Origin of the sequence: Lacinutrix sp. Bg11-31 (genome assembly GCF_002831665.1) — a bacterium.
GTDB lineage: Bacteria > Bacteroidota > Bacteroidia > Flavobacteriales > Flavobacteriaceae > Lacinutrix.
In genome coordinates, this window is record NZ_CP025118.1 from 3,522,099 (window position 1) to 3,540,064 (window position 17,966).

Below are 17,966 nucleotides of genomic sequence, written 5' to 3' on the forward strand. Positions count from 1 at the left end.
TTCAAATTCAAAAAAAGATGAGTGATTTAAAATTTTCAGTAGCAGGAGTAAGCACATCTGCGACACAATTTGTAGGTAAAGCAAGGCAGTTTAAATTAGTAATAGATGAGCCTGAAGCTTTAAATGGTACAGACGAAGGCGCTAACCCAGTGGAATATATTCTTGCAGGATTTGCGGGCTGTGTTAACGTTGTTGGTCATTTAGTAGCAAAAGAGCTTGGATTTAAAATAGATAAATTAAATATAGAAGTATCAGGAGACATTAACCCAGATAAGTTTCTAGGGATATCAAATAATGAGCGAGCAGGTTTTAAAAATATCGAATTAAAATTAGCGCCAGAAACTACTGCAAGTATAGAAACATTAGTTAAATGGTTAGAGATTGTTGAAGCGCGTTGTCCAGTTAGAGATAATTTATCTAATAATACATCAGTAAAAATCTCAGTACAAAAAGAATACAATCTTAATTAATGAAAGATTTACAATACATAGATAGTATCGATTATGTTACTCAAAGCGATAAGGCAACGACCATAAAGTTGTCTTATCAGCTTTTTGGTAAAGCATTACATACCGCTCCAATTGTATTGATAAATCATGCATTAACAGGTAATAGCAATGTTACAGGTACAGATGGTTGGTGGTCAGATTTGGTTGGAGATGGAAAAGTTATTGACACTAAAGAGTATACTGTTTTAGCATTTAATATTCCTGGAAATGGTTATGATGGTTTTTTAATTGAAAACTATAAAGACTTTATAGCAAGAGATATCGCGAAGCTGTTTCTTATTGGATTAGAAAAACTAACCATCAACTCGGTTTATGCTGTAATTGGAGGTTCTCTTGGTGGTGGTATTGCTTGGGAAATGGCCGTTTTAAAACCCAATTTGGCAACACATTTTATTCCTGTGGCTACCGATTGGAAAGCTACCGATTGGTTAATGGCTAATTGTCAAATTCAAGAACAGTTTTTGGTTAATTCTAAAAATCCAGTACACGATGCTCGCATGCATGCTATGTTGTGTTATCGTACTCCAGAGTCTTTTAAATCAAGGTTTCAACGTTCTAAAAACGAAACATTAGATTTATTTAATGTCGAAAGTTGGTTGCTTCATCATGGTAATAAGTTACAGGAACGTTTTCAGTTATCGGCTTATAAATTAATGAATCAATTACTACGTAGTATCGATGTGACTAAAGGAAGAGAATCAAATAATAAGGTGTTAGATGGTATTCAATCTAAAATTACAATTGTTGCAGTAGATTCTGATTTATTTTTTACTGCTGAAGAAAACCGAGAAACGCAAAAACAATTAGCATTAACACATCCAAATGTGACTTATAATGAGATTAATTCCATTCATGGTCACGATGCATTCTTAATAGAGTTCGAGCAACTCGAAAATATAATTAAAGGCATTTTTAAGCCCGAGTTAAAAGAAAAGAAAATGAAGATATTAAAATTTGGAGGCAAATCTCTAGCCAATGGCGAAGGTTTAAATCGTGTTATTTCTATTATAGAAAATAAAGTTAAAGCCGAAGAAAATATAGCTGTTGTTGTTTCTGCAAGAGGTAAAGCAACAGACCAATTGGAGGCTATTCTTGAGAAAGCAGTAAAAGGCCAATCTTATGCTGTAGAGTTAGAGGTCTTTAAAAAGGATCAAAAAGGAACAGTTTTAGTAGATTTTGAAACCGAATTTTCCAGATTAGATAGTCTGTTTGCAGGTGTACAATTATTAGGTGATTATAGCCAGAAAATTAAAGATGAAGTTTTAGCACAAGGCGAATTAATTTCAGCTAAATTTATTACTGCATTATTACTAAAAAAAAATATTAATGCAAAAGTAGCAGACGCTAGAACATTAATAAAAACAGATGACACCTTTGGTAATGCAAAACCAATTGATGCATTGTCTAAAAAAAATGTAGTTACTTATTTTAAACAAAATAATAGCACTACAGTTAATATTGTTACTGGTTTTATAGCGTCTAATAGAGACGGTAAAACCACAACGTTAGGTCGTAATGGAAGTAATTACACGGCAGCATTGTTAGCTAATTATTTAGATGCTGAAGAGTTACAGAATTACACACATGTTAATGGTATTTATACGGCGAATCCGGATTTAGTAGAAGATGCTAGAAAAATAGAGCGATTATCTTTTACGGAAGCTAATGAGTTGGCTAATTTCGGAACGACCATTTTACATGCAAAAACTATTATTCCTTTAATAGAGAAAAATATTCCGCTTCGTATTCTAAATACATTCAATCCGGAAGATAAAGGCACAATAATTACAGCACAAAATAAAGATAAAGGCATACGTTCATTATCAGTGTTAGATAATGTGGCATTAGTAAATATCGAAGGACGTGGCTTATTGGGCAAGGTTGGAGTTGATGCTAGAATTTTTACAGCTTTAAGTAAAGAGAATATAAGCGTTAGTATTATTTCTCAAGGCTCTTCAGAGCGTGGTATTGGTTTGGTTATTGATGCAGAAAAGGCAAGTAGAGCAGTTATTGTTTTAGAACAAGAGTTTGAAAACGATTTTTACTCGCAAGACATTAATAAAATTAGTGTTGTAGACGATGTTTCTGTCATTTCAATTATTGGTCAAGAGTTAAGCACGTTTCATAAACCGTTTAATGCGTTAATAAAAAATCAAATTATCCCTATCCTTTTTAATAATACCATTACTGGCGAAAATGTGAGTATTGTAGTTAGAAAAAAGGAACTTCATAAAGCCTTGAATGTTATTCATGGAGAGATCTTCGGAATTTCTAAAAAGATAAATCTAGCCATTTTTGGTCATGGTTTAGTCGGTAGCGCATTGATTAATCAAATTATTGCTTCAGCTGAAGATATTGAAAAAAGAAAAGGCATTAAGCTTAATATTTTTGCGATAGCCAATTCTAAAAAAGTGCTTTTCAGTAAAAATGGCATCGATAAAAATTGGAAAAACACACTAGAAACTAATGGTGAACACTATCGGATTAAAGATGTTTTTCAATTTGCAAAAAATAATCATTTAGAGAATTTAATAGCTATAGATAACACGTCAAGTTTAGATTTTGTATCCAATTATATTAAGTTGGTGGAGCAAGGTTTCGATTTAGTGTCTTCTAATAAAATAGCAAATACTATCGATCTAGAGTTTTATAACCAATTGCGTAATACTTTAGAAAAACACCAAAAAAGTTATCTGTATGAAACTAATGTTGGTGCAGGTTTACCATTAATTGATACTATTAAATTATTACATCTTTCTGGCGAAAATATTGTACGTATTCGCGGCGTGTTTTCTGGATCGCTAAGTTATTTGTTTAATACATTTTCTTCGGAAGACACCTCGTTTGCAACAGTATTACAACAAGCTTTAGATAAAGGCTTTACGGAACCAAACCCAAGAGAGGATTTAAGTGGAAACGATGTTGCAAGAAAACTATTAATCTTGGCGAGAGAATTAGATTTACATAATGAGCTTAGCGATGTTACTATCGAAAACCTAATTCCAGAACCACTTAGAGAAATTGAAACGGCTAATTTTTTAGAATCTTTAGATGAGATGAATGCTGTTTTTCAGACGAAAAAAGAAGCACAAAAAGAAGGTCATGTATTAAGATATATTGGTGATTTACACGGTGATTTATCACAAGAAAACGGTGCTCAATTAGATGTGAAACTAGAGTCTGTACCTAGTCAATCACCTTTAGGAGCGTTACAAGGTGCCGATTCTATTTTTGAAATTTATACAGAAAGTTATGGCGAAAAACCCATTGTTATTCAAGGCGCAGGAGCAGGAGCATCAGTAACTGCAAGAGGTGTTTTTGGAGATATACTAAGACTAACAGAAAAGAATAATTAAATAATAATTGTCAGTTCGAGTGATTTTATGACTTTGAAATAAAATTGTATCGAGAACAATCAAGAATAATAACAGTAATGGATTCTAATAATTTCGAAACCCAAGCCATAAGAACACAAATAGAACGTTCACAATATTTAGAACATTCTAGTCCGTTGTATTTAACATCAAGTTATGTCTTTGAAGATGCCGAAGATATGCGTGCCTCTTTTGCAGACGAGAAAGACCGTAATATTTACAGTCGCTATTCAAATCCTAACACGTCAGAGTTTATAGATAAAATCTGTAAAATGGAAGGTGCGGAAAGTGGTTATTCTTTTGCTTCGGGTATGTCTGCTATATTTTCAACATTAGCCGCTTTATTAAATGCTGGAGATCACATTATTTCATGTAATAGTGTGTTTGGTTCTACGCAAACCATGTTTAAAAATATTTTACCAAAGTGGAATATTTCAACAAGTTATTTTAAAATCGATGCTATTGATAAAATAGAAAGTCTAATTCTGCCAAGTACAAAAGTAATTTATGCAGAAAGTCCAACAAATCCTGCGGTAGATATTTTGGATTTAGAAGCTTTAGGGAATCTTGCTAAAAAGCATAATCTTATTTTAATTATAGATAATTGTTTTGCAACACCATATTTACAGCAACCGATACAATTTGGAGCAGATTTGGTAATCCATTCGGCAACAAAATTAATAGATGGGCAAGGTCGTGTACTTGGAGGTGTTACTGTTGGTCGTGCCGATTTAATTAAAAAAGTCTACTTGTTTTCAAGAAACACAGGTCCAGCATTATCACCTTTTAATGCTTGGGTATTGTCTAAAAGTTTAGAGACTCTAGCGGTAAGATTGGATAGACATTGTGAAAACGCTTTAAAAGTAGCGACCTTTTTAGAGGGTCATGATAAAGTAAATGTCGTTAAATATCCTTTTTTAAAATCGCATCCACAACATGAGTTGGCTAAAAAACAAATGAAAGCAGGTGGTAATATTGTTGCTTTTGAAGTTAAAGGAGGCATTGAAGCAGGACGACAGTTTTTAAATAATATAAAATTATTGTCCTTGTCTGCAAATTTAGGAGATACTAAAAGTATTGTCACGCATCCAGCATCAACAACGCATGCAAAGTTAACTGAAGAGGAAAGACTACTAACAGGTATTACTGGTGGTTTAGTGCGTGTTTCGGTAGGATTGGAGCATTCAGAAGATATTATAAAAGATTTAAATCAAGCGTTAGCGCTATAAAATATAAAACACAGATTATGAGTAATAATTCAGAATTTAAAAACATTCAAGAGTATCTAGATAAAGGTGCTGTAATATTAGATGTAAGAACAGAAGGCGAGTATAATGAAGGTCATGTAGAGAATTCACTACATATTGTTTTAGATGAGTTGGAATATGAAATAGACCAATTAAAAGCACTTGAAAAACCAATAATAACATGTTGTAGAAGTGGTGCTAGAAGCGAAAGAGCAAAAGAAATTTTAGAAGCAAACGGTATTGATGTTATTAACGGAGGACCTTGGGAGAGTGTAGAGTCTTATCTCTAAAATAATAAAAGGTTTACATCGATTTGTCATTCCTGTGCAGGCAGGAATCCATTATAAAATTGAAGTAAAAGACAAGAGTAAGTAATTAACGTCATTTCGAGTGATTTTATGACGAAGGAATAAAATAGTATCGAGAACAAATAATAACACTTAAGGTTTTCTTAGGTGTAGTTGAAATATAGTATTAAGGATGGCAAATATTAAAGAAGAATTACAAAAACGAATTTTAGTATTAGATGGTGCTATGGGTACCATGTTGCAAGCTTATAAATTTTCTGAAGAGGATTTTAGAGGCGAACGTTTTAAAGATTATGCATCGCCATTACAAGGAAATAACGATTTGTTATCTATCACGCAGCCAGAAGCTATAAAAACCATTCATGGTAAATATTTTGAAGCTGGTGCAGATATTATAGAAACCAATACATTTTCGGGGACCACTATTGCTATGGCAGATTACCAAATGGAAGATTTGGTGTACGAGCTAAATTACCAATCGGCTAAAATAGCTAAAGAAGTGGCCGATGAGTTTACTGCAAAAGAACCGCATAAACCACGCTTTGTGGCAGGTTCAATTGGACCTACTAATCGTACGGCTAGCATGTCTCCAGATGTAAACGACCCTGGTTATAGAGCGGTTACTTTTAACGATTTACGTGTTGCTTATAAACAACAAGTAGAAGCGTTAATAGATGGTGGTGCAGATTTACTTTTAGTAGAAACCGTTTTCGATACCTTAAATGCTAAAGCGGCTTTATTTGCCATCGAAGAGGTTAAAGATGAAAGGAGTATTGATATTCCTATTATGTTAAGTGGTACGATTACAGATGCTTCAGGGCGTACGTTATCAGGACAAACAGCTGAGGCTTTTTTAATTTCGGTATCACATATTCCATTGTTATCTGTTGGTTTTAATTGTGCTTTAGGCGCTAATTTATTACAACCGCATCTAGAAGCGATTGCTAGTAAAACCGATTTTGCTATTTCTGCACATCCAAATGCAGGATTACCAAATGCTTTTGGTGAGTATGATGAGACTCCCGAAGAAATGGGAGAACAAATAGAAGAATATTTAAAAAAGGATTTAATAAATATTATTGGAGGTTGTTGTGGTACAAGTCCTGATCACATTATAGTGATTGCAGCTATAGCTGAAAAATATAAACCAAGACAACATTCTTAATCATGATTTTAGAAGTCGCTATTTTAAATATTAAAGAAGGATTATCTCAAGAGTTTGAACAAACATTTGAGGTTGCTCAAGATATTATTTCTTCAATGAAAGGTTATATCTCGCATCAATTAAAAAAGTGTGTTGAAGAAGACGATAAGTACATATTATTAGTGAACTGGAAAACAATTGAAGATCATGAAATCGGATTTAGGCAGTCGGAAGAATATAAACAATGGAAAACATTATTACATCACTTTTATGAGCCTTTTCCAACAGTAGAACATTATAAATAATGAAAGTTAAACAAACGAAATATATGAAATTGTCTGGTTTAGAACCTTTGGTTTTAAACGAAAACAGCAATTTTATAAATGTAGGAGAGCGTACAAATGTAGCAGGTTCTCGTAAGTTTTTACGTTTAATTAAAAACGAAGAATTTGACGAGGCTTTAGATGTTGCAAGACATCAGGTTGATGGAGGTGCGCAAATTATCGACATTAATATGGACGATGGTTTAATTGATGGTGTAAAATCCATGGTTCGTTTTTTAAATTTAATTGCTGCTGAGCCAGATATTTGTCGTGTGCCAATTATGATAGACAGTTCTAAATGGGAAATCATTGAGGCTGGATTACAAGTGGTGCAAGGTAAATGTGTTGTTAATTCGATTTCGTTAAAAGAAGGTGAAGAAAAATTTATTTGGGAAGCCAAACAAATTAAGCGTTATGGCGCAGCTGTTATTGTCATGGCTTTTGATGAAGTTGGGCAGGCAGATAATTACGACAGAAGAATAGAAATAGCACAACGGTCTTACGATGTGTTAGTAAATAAAGTGGGTTTTCCATCGGAAGACATTATTTTCGATCTAAATATATTTCCTGTAGCAACGGGAATGGATGAGCACCGCAGAAATGCAATCGATTTTATCGAAGCAACACGTTGGGTAAGACAAAACTTAACCAATGCAAGTGTTAGTGGTGGTGTAAGTAATGTCTCTTTTTCTTTTAGAGGAAATGATGGTGTGCGAGAAGCTATGCACTCTGTATTTTTATACTATGCTATTCAAGCAGGTATGAACATGGGAATTGTAAATCCAGCCTTGTTAGAGATTTACGATGACATTCCAAAAGATTTATTAGAGCGTGTAGAAGATGTTATTTTAGATAGACGTGAAGATGCTACGGAACGTTTACTTGATTTTGCAGATTCAGTTAAAGGATCTAAAAAAGAGAAAGCAGCCGATTTATCTTGGAGAGAAAATCCTTTACAAGATAGAATTACGCATGCATTGGTTAAAGGTATTGATGCTTTTATTATTGAAGATGTAGAAATAGCGAGACAACAAGCCGATAAACCTATTGAAGTTATTGAAGGTAACTTAATGGCTGGTATGAACGTGGTTGGAGATTTATTTGGAGCAGGAAAAATGTTCTTGCCACAAGTGGTAAAATCTGCTCGTGTCATGAAAAAAGCAGTATCCTATCTAAATCCATTTATTGAAGCCGAAAAAGGCGAAAAACAAAAAGCTTTAGGTAAAGTTTTAATGGCAACTGTAAAAGGAGATGTGCACGATATTGGTAAAAATATTGTGAGTGTTGTTTTGGGTTGTAATAATTATGAGATTGTGGACCTAGGCGTCATGGTATCTCCAGAGAAAATTATAGCAGCTGCTATAGAAGAAAATGTAGATGTTATTGGATTAAGCGGTTTAATAACGCCATCCTTAGACGAAATGGTGTATTTGGCTAAAGAAATGGAACGTCAAAATTTTGTTGTTCCGTTATTAATTGGTGGTGCAACAACGTCTAAAGCACATACTGCTGTAAAGATTGATACACAATATAAAAATGCAGTTGTACACGTTAATGACGCCTCCAGAGCAGTAACTGTGGTTAGTGATTTATTAAATCCGAAAACTAGTAATCTGTACGTTGCTAAACTTAAGAAAGATTATGACGAATTTAGAACCAAGTTTTTAAAACGAGGTAAAGAGAAGTCATACATCAGTATTCAAAAAGCAAGGGAAGAGAAGTTTAAAATTGACTGGGAAACTAGCAATATTATAAAACCCAAAGAATTAGGTGTGCAAACCTTAACACAGGTTAGTTTAAAAGAAATTTTACCATTTATAGATTGGAGTCCGTTTTTTAGAAGCTGGGATTTACATGGTAAATATCCAAATATTTTAACCGATGAAGTAGTTGGTGAACAAGCCTCTATTTTATTTGAAGATGCGCAGATTATTTTAAAAGAAATTATAAACAAGCAATTACTAAAACCGAAAGCCATTTTTGGTTTGTTTGAAGCGAATACTATAAACGACGATGATATCTCTATTCAGAAAAAAGGAGAAGAAATTGCTGTGTTTAGAACGTTACGTCAGCAATTAAAAAAGCGAGCAGGAAAACCAAGTTTTGCATTGTCAGATTTTATTGCGCCTAAAGAAACTGGAATAACCGATTATATGGGTGCTTTTTGTACTGCTATTTTTGGTGCAGATGAGTTGGCAAAAAAATATAAAGACAAAGAAGACGATTATAGTGCCATTATGGTACAAGCTATTGCTGATAGATTTGCTGAAGGCTTAGCCGAATATTTACACAAACAAATAAGAATAAAACATTGGGCTTATGGCGCAAATGAAGACTTAACAAACGAAGATTTAATTAAAGAAAGTTATAAAGGTATTCGTCCAGCACCTGGATATCCAGCATGTCCAGACCATTTAGAAAAAGAAACCATTTGGGACTTATTAAAAGTTGAAGAACAAATAGGTGTAACACTTACCGAAAGTTTAGCCATGTGGCCTGGAGCTGCGGTTTCTGGATATTATTTTGCAAATGAAGAAGCAAAATATTTTGGTTTAGGTAAGATTACAGACGATCAGGTTAAAGATTTTGCACTAAGAAAAAGCATCACATTAGAGAAAGCAAGAAAATGGTTGCATCCTAATTTAACAGATTAAATTCCTAGCGAAGACAAGAATCTCTTTAGGTGAGTACTTCCGTTTTATAAAGCTGAAAAATGGCTGATTAGTGCGTTAGGGATTAAAGCATTTGTTGAAGCTCCTCGCAGAGAGCGACTGCTGAAAGCCCGACCTTTAGGTAACGCCAAAATAGAAATAAATAATAATTTAATGAGATATCTGCTTTTGCAGAACGTATTATGAAAGTAACAGATCACATAAAAAAGGCAAACGGAAATACACAGTTTTCTTTTGAAATTTTACCGCCTTTAAAAGGACAAAACATACAGTCGATTTTCGATAATATAGATCCGTTAATGGAATTTAAACCGCCTTTTATAGATGTAACTTATCATCGAGAGGAATATGTTTACAAAGATTTAGGCGACGGATTATTGAAAAAGCAAGTAGTTAAAAAACGTCCAGGTACTGTTGGTATTTGTGCTGCGCTTCAAAATAAATATAATGTAGATGCTATACCTCATATTTTGTGCGGTGGTTTTAGTAAGGAGAATACCGAAAATTTTTTAATCGATTTAGATTTTTTGGATATCGATAATGTTGTGGCTTTAAGAGGAGATGCTGTAAAAACTGAAACTTATTTTACACCAGAAAAAGAAGGGCATCATTATGCGAGTGAATTGGTGTCTCAAATTTCGGAACTTAATAATGCGGTGTATTTAGATGACGAGCTGCAAAACTGTTCGGCAACTAATTTTTGCATTGGTGTTGGTGCTTATCCCGAAAAACATATGGAAGCGCCAAGTCTTGAAAGCGATATTCATTTTCTAAAAAAGAAAATTAATAATGGCGCAGAGTATATTGTAACGCAAATGTTTTTTGATAATAATAAGTATTTTCAGTTTGTAGATAAATGCCGAAAAGAAGGAATTACAGTGCCAATAATTCCAGGTTTAAAACCAATATCGACTAGAAAACAACTTAATATAATTCCGCATCGTTTTAATGTAGATTTGCCTGAAGCGTTAATTAAGGAGGTTATAAAATGTAAAGATAATAAGCAAGTTCGCCAAGTTGGTATCGAGTGGTGTGTGCAACAATCTAAAGAATTAGAGAAAGCAGGAATTCCATTTTTGCATTATTATTCTATGGGAAAAAGCGATAATATAAAAGCTATAGCTCAAGCTGTTTTTTAATAATAAAAAAGAATTACATTTGTTTCGTGTTATCTAAAAAAACAAAATACGGAATTAAGGCATTAGTGCATTTGGCAAAACAGGAAGAACGTAGTCCTGTGCAAATTGGTACAATATCTTTAGCTGAAAATATATCTCAAAAATTTTTAGAATCCATTTTGCTTTCATTAAAAAAGACTGGAATTTTAGGTTCTAAAAAGGGAAAAGGTGGAGGTTATTATTTACTTAAAGATCCTAAAGATATTCCTATGACAACTGTTATGAGAGTACTAGAAGGTCCAATAGCGATGGTGCCTTGCGTAAGTTTGAACTTTTACGAAAAGTGTGATGACTGCCCAGATGAAAACACATGTGCTGTAAATAAAATTATGCTAGAAGTACGTGATAGTACTTTAGAGATTTTTAGAAATACTACGCTTTTCGATTTGTGTAATTAGCATATTCGCAAAAATAACCACTCATTTTTATAATATTATTCTTGATTTTTATTCAATAATAATATAAGTTTGCACTTTACTCTACTAAATCTATAGGGTAGTTGTTTTTAATAATAAAATGAATATGGGAAATGTAATACATTCGGAGGTAAGCATAGAAACAGAAGAGCAAGCACCCTCAGAGAATATTAAAAGAAGTTTAGTAAAAACGATTAGCTGGAGAGCGGTAGGTACAATAACAACTGTTGCAATATCTTACATAATAACAGGAACAATGGCTTTGGCTTTTTCAATAGGAGGAATAGAGTTGGTATCAAAAATGGTATTATACTTCTTTCATGAACGTGCTTGGGAAAAAATTAAATGGGGAAAATAATGAGCTTAGATTTAGATAAAATAAACAAAGAATTAGAAGATAAAACACCTCAAGAAGTTGTGGAATGGGCTATTAGTATCGCTAAATCTCCTGTGGTAACTACTAATTTTAGACCATACGAAGCTGCAATTTTAAAAATAACAAGTGCTGTTAAAAAGGACTTAAAAGTTATTTGGTGCGATACAGGTTATAATACGCCAAACACATATAAGCATGCAGATGAGGTAATAAAAGCATTAGATCTTAATGTAAAATTATATGTGCCAAAACAAACAACAGCGCATCGCGATGTGGTTTTAGGTATACCAAGTATTGAAGATCCAAAACATGCCGAATTTACAGAACAAGTAAAATTGGAACCTTTTAAACGCGCCATGACAGAGCATAAGCCAGACGTTTGGTTTACTAATTTACGTAAAGGTCAGACAGCTTTTAGAGACAGTATAAGTATAGTGTCTCAAGGTAAAAATGGCGTAATAAAAGTGAGTCCGTTTTATAATTGGACAGACGAAGAACTAGACGCTTTTTTAGTAGAAAACAACTTGCCTAATGAGCTTAAGTACTTCGATCCAACTAAACAATTAGAAAATAGAGAGTGTGGATTACATGCTTAAAAAGATAGAAATGAAAGATACATCAAACATAAATCCGTTAGAAAACGAAGCCATATATATAATGCGAGAAGTCGCTGCTCAATTCGAAAAGCCAGTGCTTTTGTTTTCGGGCGGAAAAGACTCCATTACTTTAGTGCGCTTGGCACAAAAAGCATTCTATCCTGCTAAGATTCCGTTTCCATTAATGCATATCGATACAGGTCATAATTTTCCTGAAACCATAGAATTTAGAGACCGTTTAGTAAAAGAGTTAGGTTTAGAACTTATTGTTAGAAACGTTCAAGATTCTATAGACGATGGTAAGGTTAAAGAAGAATCTGGAAGATATGCGAGTAGAAATCAACTACAAACTACAACGCTTTTAGATGCTATCGAGGAGTTTAAATTCGATGCATGTATTGGTGGCGCAAGACGTGACGAAGAAAAAGCAAGAGCTAAAGAACGTATCTTTTCTGTAAGAGATGATTTCGGACAATGGGACGAAAGAAACCAACGACCAGAATTATTCGATATGTTAAATGGTAATATAGAATTAGGACAAAATGTACGTGTGTTTCCAATTTCTAACTGGACAGAATTAGACGTTTGGTCTTTTATTCAAAAAGAAGAAATAGAGATTCCATCTATTTATTTTGCACACACAAGAGCTACTTTTTTAAGAGATGGTTTAATTTGGTCTGCAGACGATGCCGTTGTTTATAGAGATGAAGAGGAAGAAGTTGTAGAAAGAATTGTACGTTTTAGAACCGTTGGAGACATGAGTTGTACAGCAGCAGTATTATCTGAAGCTTCAGATATTGTTAGTGTTGTTCAAGAAATTAGAGACTCTTCAATATCAGAAAGAGGCGCTAGAATTGACGATAAACGCTCGGAAGCAGCAATGGAGAAACGTAAGCAGCAAGGATATTTTTAATCCGTTTTTTATTTCCGCGTAGACGGAAATGTAATGAAGCAATTTTAAATTAAGAATTAAAAAAGGAACTCCTTTCTTTTAGGAAGGTTAAGATAAAAATGGAAGTTTTAAAAATAGCAACAGCAGGAAGTGTAGATGACGGAAAGAGTACTTTAATTGGAAGATTACTTTACGATACAAAGTCATTAACATCAGATAAATTAGAAGCCATAGAAAACAAGAGTAAGCAATTAGGTTACGATTATCTTGATTTTTCTTTAGCAACAGATGGCTTAGTTGCAGAACGTGAGCAAGGAATTACAATAGATGTAGCACATATTTACTTTTCTACAGCAAATAAAAGTTACATTATTGCAGATACTCCTGGGCATGTAGAATATACTCGAAACATGGTTACTGGAGCATCAACATCTCAAGTAGCAATTGTATTAATCGATGCGAGAAAAGGTGTGATAGAGCAAACTAATCGTCACTTTTTTATCAATAATTTACTGCGTATTAAAACAGTAATTGTTGCAATTAATAAGATGGATTTGGTTGATTTTTCTGAAGAAAGATATAACGAAATTAAAGCCGATTTTGAAGCTTTAATGAGTAAGCGAGATTACCAAGATCAGAAAATAACATTTATCCCAGTAAGTGCTTTAAAAGGAGATAATGTTGTTAATAAATCTGAAAAAACACCATGGTATAATGGTGAAACATTATTAGAAAATTTAGAAGGTCTCGATAACCAAGATATCTTTAATGCAGGAACACCAAGGTTTCCAGTGCAATATGTTATTCGTCCAAAAACAGACGAGTTTCACGATTTTAGAGGTTACGCAGGTAAAGTTTATGGCGGTGAATTAAGTGTTGGAGACGATGTTGTAATTTTGCCTTCGCAAACAAAGTCTAAAATAAAAGAGATTCATTTTTATGATAAAAAAGTACAAACAGCTTCTCGTCGTTCGTCAGTATTAATCACTTTAGAAGATGATGTAAACATAAGCCGTGGAGACATGATTGTTAGAGCAAACGATTTGCCAACAATGGACAAGCAGTTTACAGCTACAATTTCTTGGATGGATTCTCAAAACCTAAAAGCAGGTAATAAATATGTTGTACAACATGGCGTTAATAAAGTTATGGCTAAAGTAGAGCGTATTCACCATAAAATTAATCCTGATTATTCAGGTGTGGACGATACTGTAGAAACTTTAGCAATAAACGATATTGCAACAGTCTCTTTTAAATTAAACAAGCCTATTTTTTACGATGCTTTTAAAGCACATAGAACTAATGGATCGTTTATAATAATAGATTCAAAATCTAATAATACAGTAGGCGCAGGCTTTATCCAGTAAGTATTAGCAAACCAATCATTTATCAATTTGAGAAAAGTATTTTAATTTATCCTATTAAATCTATAGGAATTATATAATAAGTAATGCAGAGCTTTAGAACAGAAATAGAAAACCCTATAGTAGAAAAGGATATTGTAGAATTAGCAAATAAGATTGCGCTTTTTAACAACGGAAAAATAGACGAAGAAAAGTTTAGAAGCTTACGTTTAGCACGAGGTGTTTACGGTCAGCGTCAAGAAGGCGTACAAATGATTCGTATAAAATTACCTTATGGTAAAGTATTGGGTAATCAACTGCGTCGTATTGCTGAGGTTTCAGACGAATACTCAAGAAGCAGATTACACATTACTACACGTCAAGATATTCAAATTCATTATGTCGATTTAAACCGCACACCAGAATTATGGGCAGAGTTAGAGCGCGATGATGTTACTATTAGAGAAGCCTGTGGAAATGCAGTAAGAAACGTAACAGCAAGTGAAACGGCAGGAATAGATGTTAACGAACCTTTTGATGTCTCTCCATACGCAGATGCTGTTTTTAAATTCTTTTTACGTAACCCAATTTGTCAAGAAATGGGTAGAAAGTTTAAAGTGTCTTTTTCTGGAACAGATGAAGATACAGGTTTATCATACATGCACGATTTAGGTTTTATAGCTAAAATTGAAAATGGTGTAAAAGGTTTTAAAATTATGCTTGGAGGTGGATTAGGTTCGCAACCAAGGCATGCAGATGAATTTTATTCGTTTTTAGCTTCAGATAAAATTATTCCTTTAATGGAAGGTGTTTTAAGAGTTTTCGATCGTTATGGCGAACGTAAAAGTCGTGCTAAAGCGAGATTAAAATTTTTATTAAAAGATATTGGTTTAGAAGCTTTTAAGGCATTAGTTGAAGAAGAGCAAAACGCAATCGAATTTAAAACAGTTACTATAGATGAAGAAAATTATACGGCTTCAACACCAGTTTCTACAGAATCTCCAAAGGTTGAAATAAAAGACGAAGTTGCTTTTAATTTATGGAAAACAACTAATGTTATTCCACAAAAACAAGACGGTTATTTCGCTATTGGAATAAAAGTATTGCTTGGAGATTTCTATACGGATAAAGCACGTTTGTTAGCAGATTTGGTAGAGAAATATGCAGCAGGAGAAATCCGTTTGTCTCTAAGACAAAACATTTTAATACCATTTGTAAAAGAAGATTTGTTAGCTTTTTTCTATACAGAATTAGAAAAATTAGGCTTTGCAGAAGCAGGTTATAATAAAGCAGTAGATATTACAGCATGTCCAGGAACAGATACTTGTAATTTAGGTATTGCAAGTAGTACAGGAATTGCCGAAGAATTGGAACGTGTTATAAAAGCAGAATACCCACAGTATTTATCTAACGAAGATTTAGTAATTAAAATTAGTGGTTGTATGAATGCTTGCGGGCAACACAATATGGCAAATATTGGTTTTCAAGGTATGTCTATTCGTACAAAAGATAAATTGGTTGCACCTGCGTTACAAGTACTCTTAGGAGGTGGTAATTTAGGAAACGGTAAAGCTTATTTTGCAGATAAAGTTGTAAAAGTACCAAGTAGAAGAGGCCCAGAAGCATTACGTCGTATTCTTAATGACTACGAGGCAAATGGAGGTGATTTAGTGTTTTCAGAATACTATAAAGAAAAAGGTGAGAAATACTTTTACAGCCTACTAACAGATTTATCTAATGTCGATAACCTAACGCAAGAAGATTTTATTGATTGGGGAACAGAAGAAGCCTATGTTAAAGCCATTGGTGTTGGAGAATGTGCAGGTGTTGTTATCGATTTAATTGCAACGCTTTTTCTTGAAAGTGATGAGAAAATTGAAGAAGCAAAAGAATCTTTTGGCAACAAAGTATATTCTGGTGCAATCTACGAGGCGTATCGATCGATGGTTAATTCCGCGAAAGCGATATTAATTTCCGAAGACATAAAAGCAAACACACAAGCAGGTATTATTAGTCAATTTGATGAGTTGTTTATCGACACTAAAAAAATAGACTTAGGCGTTTCGTTTTCAGACTTAGTGTACCAAATAAAAGTATTTCCTCCAACTGAAGAATTTGCATCTCGTTACATTGAAAATGCAGAACAGTTTCTAGAAAAAGTAAGAGGTTTTAGAGAAAAAGCAGTAGTTACCGATTAATAATATTAAATAATGCACGTATGATAAATCCAAAATTAACAGTAGTTGGCGCAGGACCAGGAGATCCAGATTTAATTACATTAAAGGCTATAAAAGCAATACAATCTGCCGATGTTATTTTGTATGATGCGTTAGTAAACGACGCTTTACTAAGCTACGCTTCTAAAACAGCAGAGCTTATTTTTGTTGGTAAACGTAAAGGTTGTTATGCTTATCAGCAAAGTCAAATAAACCAGTTAATTATTGAGCGTGCTTTACGATGTGGTCATGTTGTTAGATTAAAAGGTGGAGATCCATTTATTTTTGGTCGTGGCGCAGAAGAGTTGGAGTATGCTAAGGAATATGCTATCGAAGTTGCGGTAGTTCCAGGTATTTCATCGTCTGCAGCAGTGCCAGCTTATCAAGGTATTCCTTTAACAAAGCGTAATGCAGCCGAAAGTTTTTGGGTAATAACAGGCGCAACGAAATCGCATGAAATTTCTAGTGATATTGCATTAGCAGCAAAATCTACAGCTACGGTTGTTGTTTTAATGGGCATGGGAAAACTGGAAGAAATTGTAAAGATTTTTTCTTCGGAAGGAAAACAAAATACAGCAGTTGCAGTAATTCAAAATGGTACACGAGAAAACGAGAAATTTGGTATTGGTACTATTAGTTCTATTGAAGCTATTGTAGAAGAAAAACAATTATCTACTCCAGCAATTATCATTATTGGAGAAGTAGTCAATCAGCGTGTAGATTTAACGTCAATGTACGAGAAATCTAATTTAGCGCCTCAATTTTCGCAACCAGTTTCAGCTTAAAACTTATGGAAAGGAATAATTTATATCCCATTTTTTTAAAGATGAAAAACCTGCAAGTACTTATTGTAGGTGGAGGTAATGTAGCCGAAGAAAAACTAACATTTTTATTAAAATCGAGTCCTGATGCACATGTAACCATGGTTTCTCCAATGTTTAGAGAGGCAACTATTGCTATGGCAAATACAGGATGCGTAACAAGAATTAAGGATACTTATAAGGACAGTTATCTTGAAGGAAAACATATGGTTGTTGCAACCACAGATATTCCAGAAGTAAATGTGCAAGTTTATAACGATTGTAGAGCACAAAGCAAATTGGTAAATGTTGCCGATAATCCACCATATTGCGATTTTTATATGGGAGGTATTGTAACTAAAGGCAATGTAAAGGTAGCTATTTCTACAAATGGAAAATCACCAACTACAGCAAAACGTTTACGTCAGTTTTTTGAAGACGTAATACCAGAAAATATAGACGATTTGGTAAAGAATCTTAATGTTTATAGAAAAACTATAAAAGGAGATTTTGAACAAAAAGTTGAAACATTAAATGAATTTACTAAAGGCTTAGTAGAAAAAATAAAATAG

At 33.5% G+C, this 17,966-nt stretch carries 16 protein-coding genes; all 16 read left to right on the top strand.

The window, feature by feature from the left end; genetic code table 11:
• Window positions 1-17: 17 nt before the first annotated feature.
• Window positions 18-470, top strand: coding sequence for an OsmC family protein (locus CW733_RS15725; RefSeq protein WP_100998378.1), 453 nt, complete (start codon window positions 18-20; stop codon window positions 468-470).
• Window positions 470-3,865, top strand: coding sequence for a bifunctional aspartate kinase/homoserine dehydrogenase I (thrA, locus tag CW733_RS15730; RefSeq protein WP_100998381.1), 3,396 nt, complete (start codon window positions 470-472; stop codon window positions 3,863-3,865). The genes CW733_RS15725 and thrA overlap by 1 nt, the downstream gene beginning before the upstream one ends.
• A 77-nt stretch (window positions 3,866-3,942) precedes the next feature.
• Complete coding sequence (locus CW733_RS15735; RefSeq protein ID WP_100998383.1) at window positions 3,943-5,112, top strand: PLP-dependent aspartate aminotransferase family protein; 1,170 nt, start codon at window positions 3,943-3,945, stop codon at window positions 5,110-5,112.
• A gap of 17 nt (window positions 5,113-5,129) precedes the next feature.
• A complete protein-coding gene (locus tag CW733_RS15740; RefSeq protein WP_100998385.1) occupies window positions 5,130-5,420 on the top strand; it encodes a rhodanese-like domain-containing protein in 291 nt (96 codons plus the stop codon).
• 190 nt (window positions 5,421-5,610) lie between these two features.
• Complete coding sequence (locus CW733_RS15745) at window positions 5,611-6,603, top strand: homocysteine S-methyltransferase family protein (protein ID WP_100998387.1); 993 nt, start codon at window positions 5,611-5,613, stop codon at window positions 6,601-6,603.
• 2 nt (window positions 6,604-6,605) lie between these two features.
• On the top strand, window positions 6,606-6,887 hold the full coding sequence (locus CW733_RS15750; RefSeq protein ID WP_100998389.1) for an antibiotic biosynthesis monooxygenase: 282 nt from the start codon (window positions 6,606-6,608) through the stop codon (window positions 6,885-6,887).
• Window positions 6,887-9,559, top strand: coding sequence for a methionine synthase (gene metH, locus CW733_RS15755; protein WP_100998391.1), 2,673 nt, complete (start codon window positions 6,887-6,889; stop codon window positions 9,557-9,559). The genes CW733_RS15750 and metH overlap by 1 nt, the downstream gene beginning before the upstream one ends.
• Window positions 9,560-9,759: 200 nt before the next feature.
• Complete coding sequence (gene metF, locus CW733_RS15760; protein WP_100998393.1) at window positions 9,760-10,716, top strand: methylenetetrahydrofolate reductase [NAD(P)H]; 957 nt, start codon at window positions 9,760-9,762, stop codon at window positions 10,714-10,716.
• Window positions 10,717-10,742: 26 nt separating this feature from the next.
• A complete protein-coding gene (locus CW733_RS15765; RefSeq protein ID WP_100998395.1) occupies window positions 10,743-11,153 on the top strand; it encodes an Rrf2 family transcriptional regulator in 411 nt (136 codons plus the stop codon).
• A 124-nt stretch (window positions 11,154-11,277) separates the two neighbouring features.
• Window positions 11,278-11,529, top strand: a complete 252-nt coding sequence (locus CW733_RS15770) for a DUF2061 domain-containing protein (RefSeq protein ID WP_232730374.1) — start codon at window positions 11,278-11,280, stop codon at window positions 11,527-11,529.
• Entirely contained in the window at window positions 11,529-12,143 is a 615-nt protein-coding gene (locus CW733_RS15775; RefSeq protein ID WP_100998897.1) for a phosphoadenosine phosphosulfate reductase family protein, read from the top strand. Before CW733_RS15770 ends, CW733_RS15775 begins: the two co-directional genes overlap by 1 nt.
• A gap of 10 nt (window positions 12,144-12,153) precedes the next feature.
• Window positions 12,154-13,056: a sulfate adenylyltransferase subunit CysD gene (gene cysD / locus CW733_RS15780; RefSeq protein WP_100998899.1), complete on the top strand. Its 903-nt coding sequence runs from the start codon at window positions 12,154-12,156 to the stop codon at window positions 13,054-13,056.
• Window positions 13,057-13,154: 98 nt separating this feature from the next.
• Window positions 13,155-14,402: a sulfate adenylyltransferase subunit 1 gene (locus CW733_RS15785; protein WP_100998399.1), complete on the top strand. Its 1,248-nt coding sequence runs from the start codon at window positions 13,155-13,157 to the stop codon at window positions 14,400-14,402.
• Window positions 14,403-14,485: 83 nt separating this feature from the next.
• Window positions 14,486-16,576 (top strand): HEPN domain-containing protein, encoded by a 2,091-nt coding sequence (locus CW733_RS15790; RefSeq protein WP_100998400.1) that lies wholly within the window; start codon window positions 14,486-14,488, stop codon window positions 16,574-16,576.
• Window positions 16,577-16,596: 20 nt separating this feature from the next.
• Window positions 16,597-17,379, top strand: coding sequence for a uroporphyrinogen-III C-methyltransferase (cobA, locus tag CW733_RS15795; protein ID WP_198520085.1), 783 nt, complete (start codon window positions 16,597-16,599; stop codon window positions 17,377-17,379).
• A 5-nt stretch (window positions 17,380-17,384) separates the two neighbouring features.
• Window positions 17,385-17,966, top strand: coding sequence for a bifunctional precorrin-2 dehydrogenase/sirohydrochlorin ferrochelatase (locus CW733_RS15800; protein ID WP_100998404.1), 582 nt, complete (start codon window positions 17,385-17,387; stop codon window positions 17,964-17,966).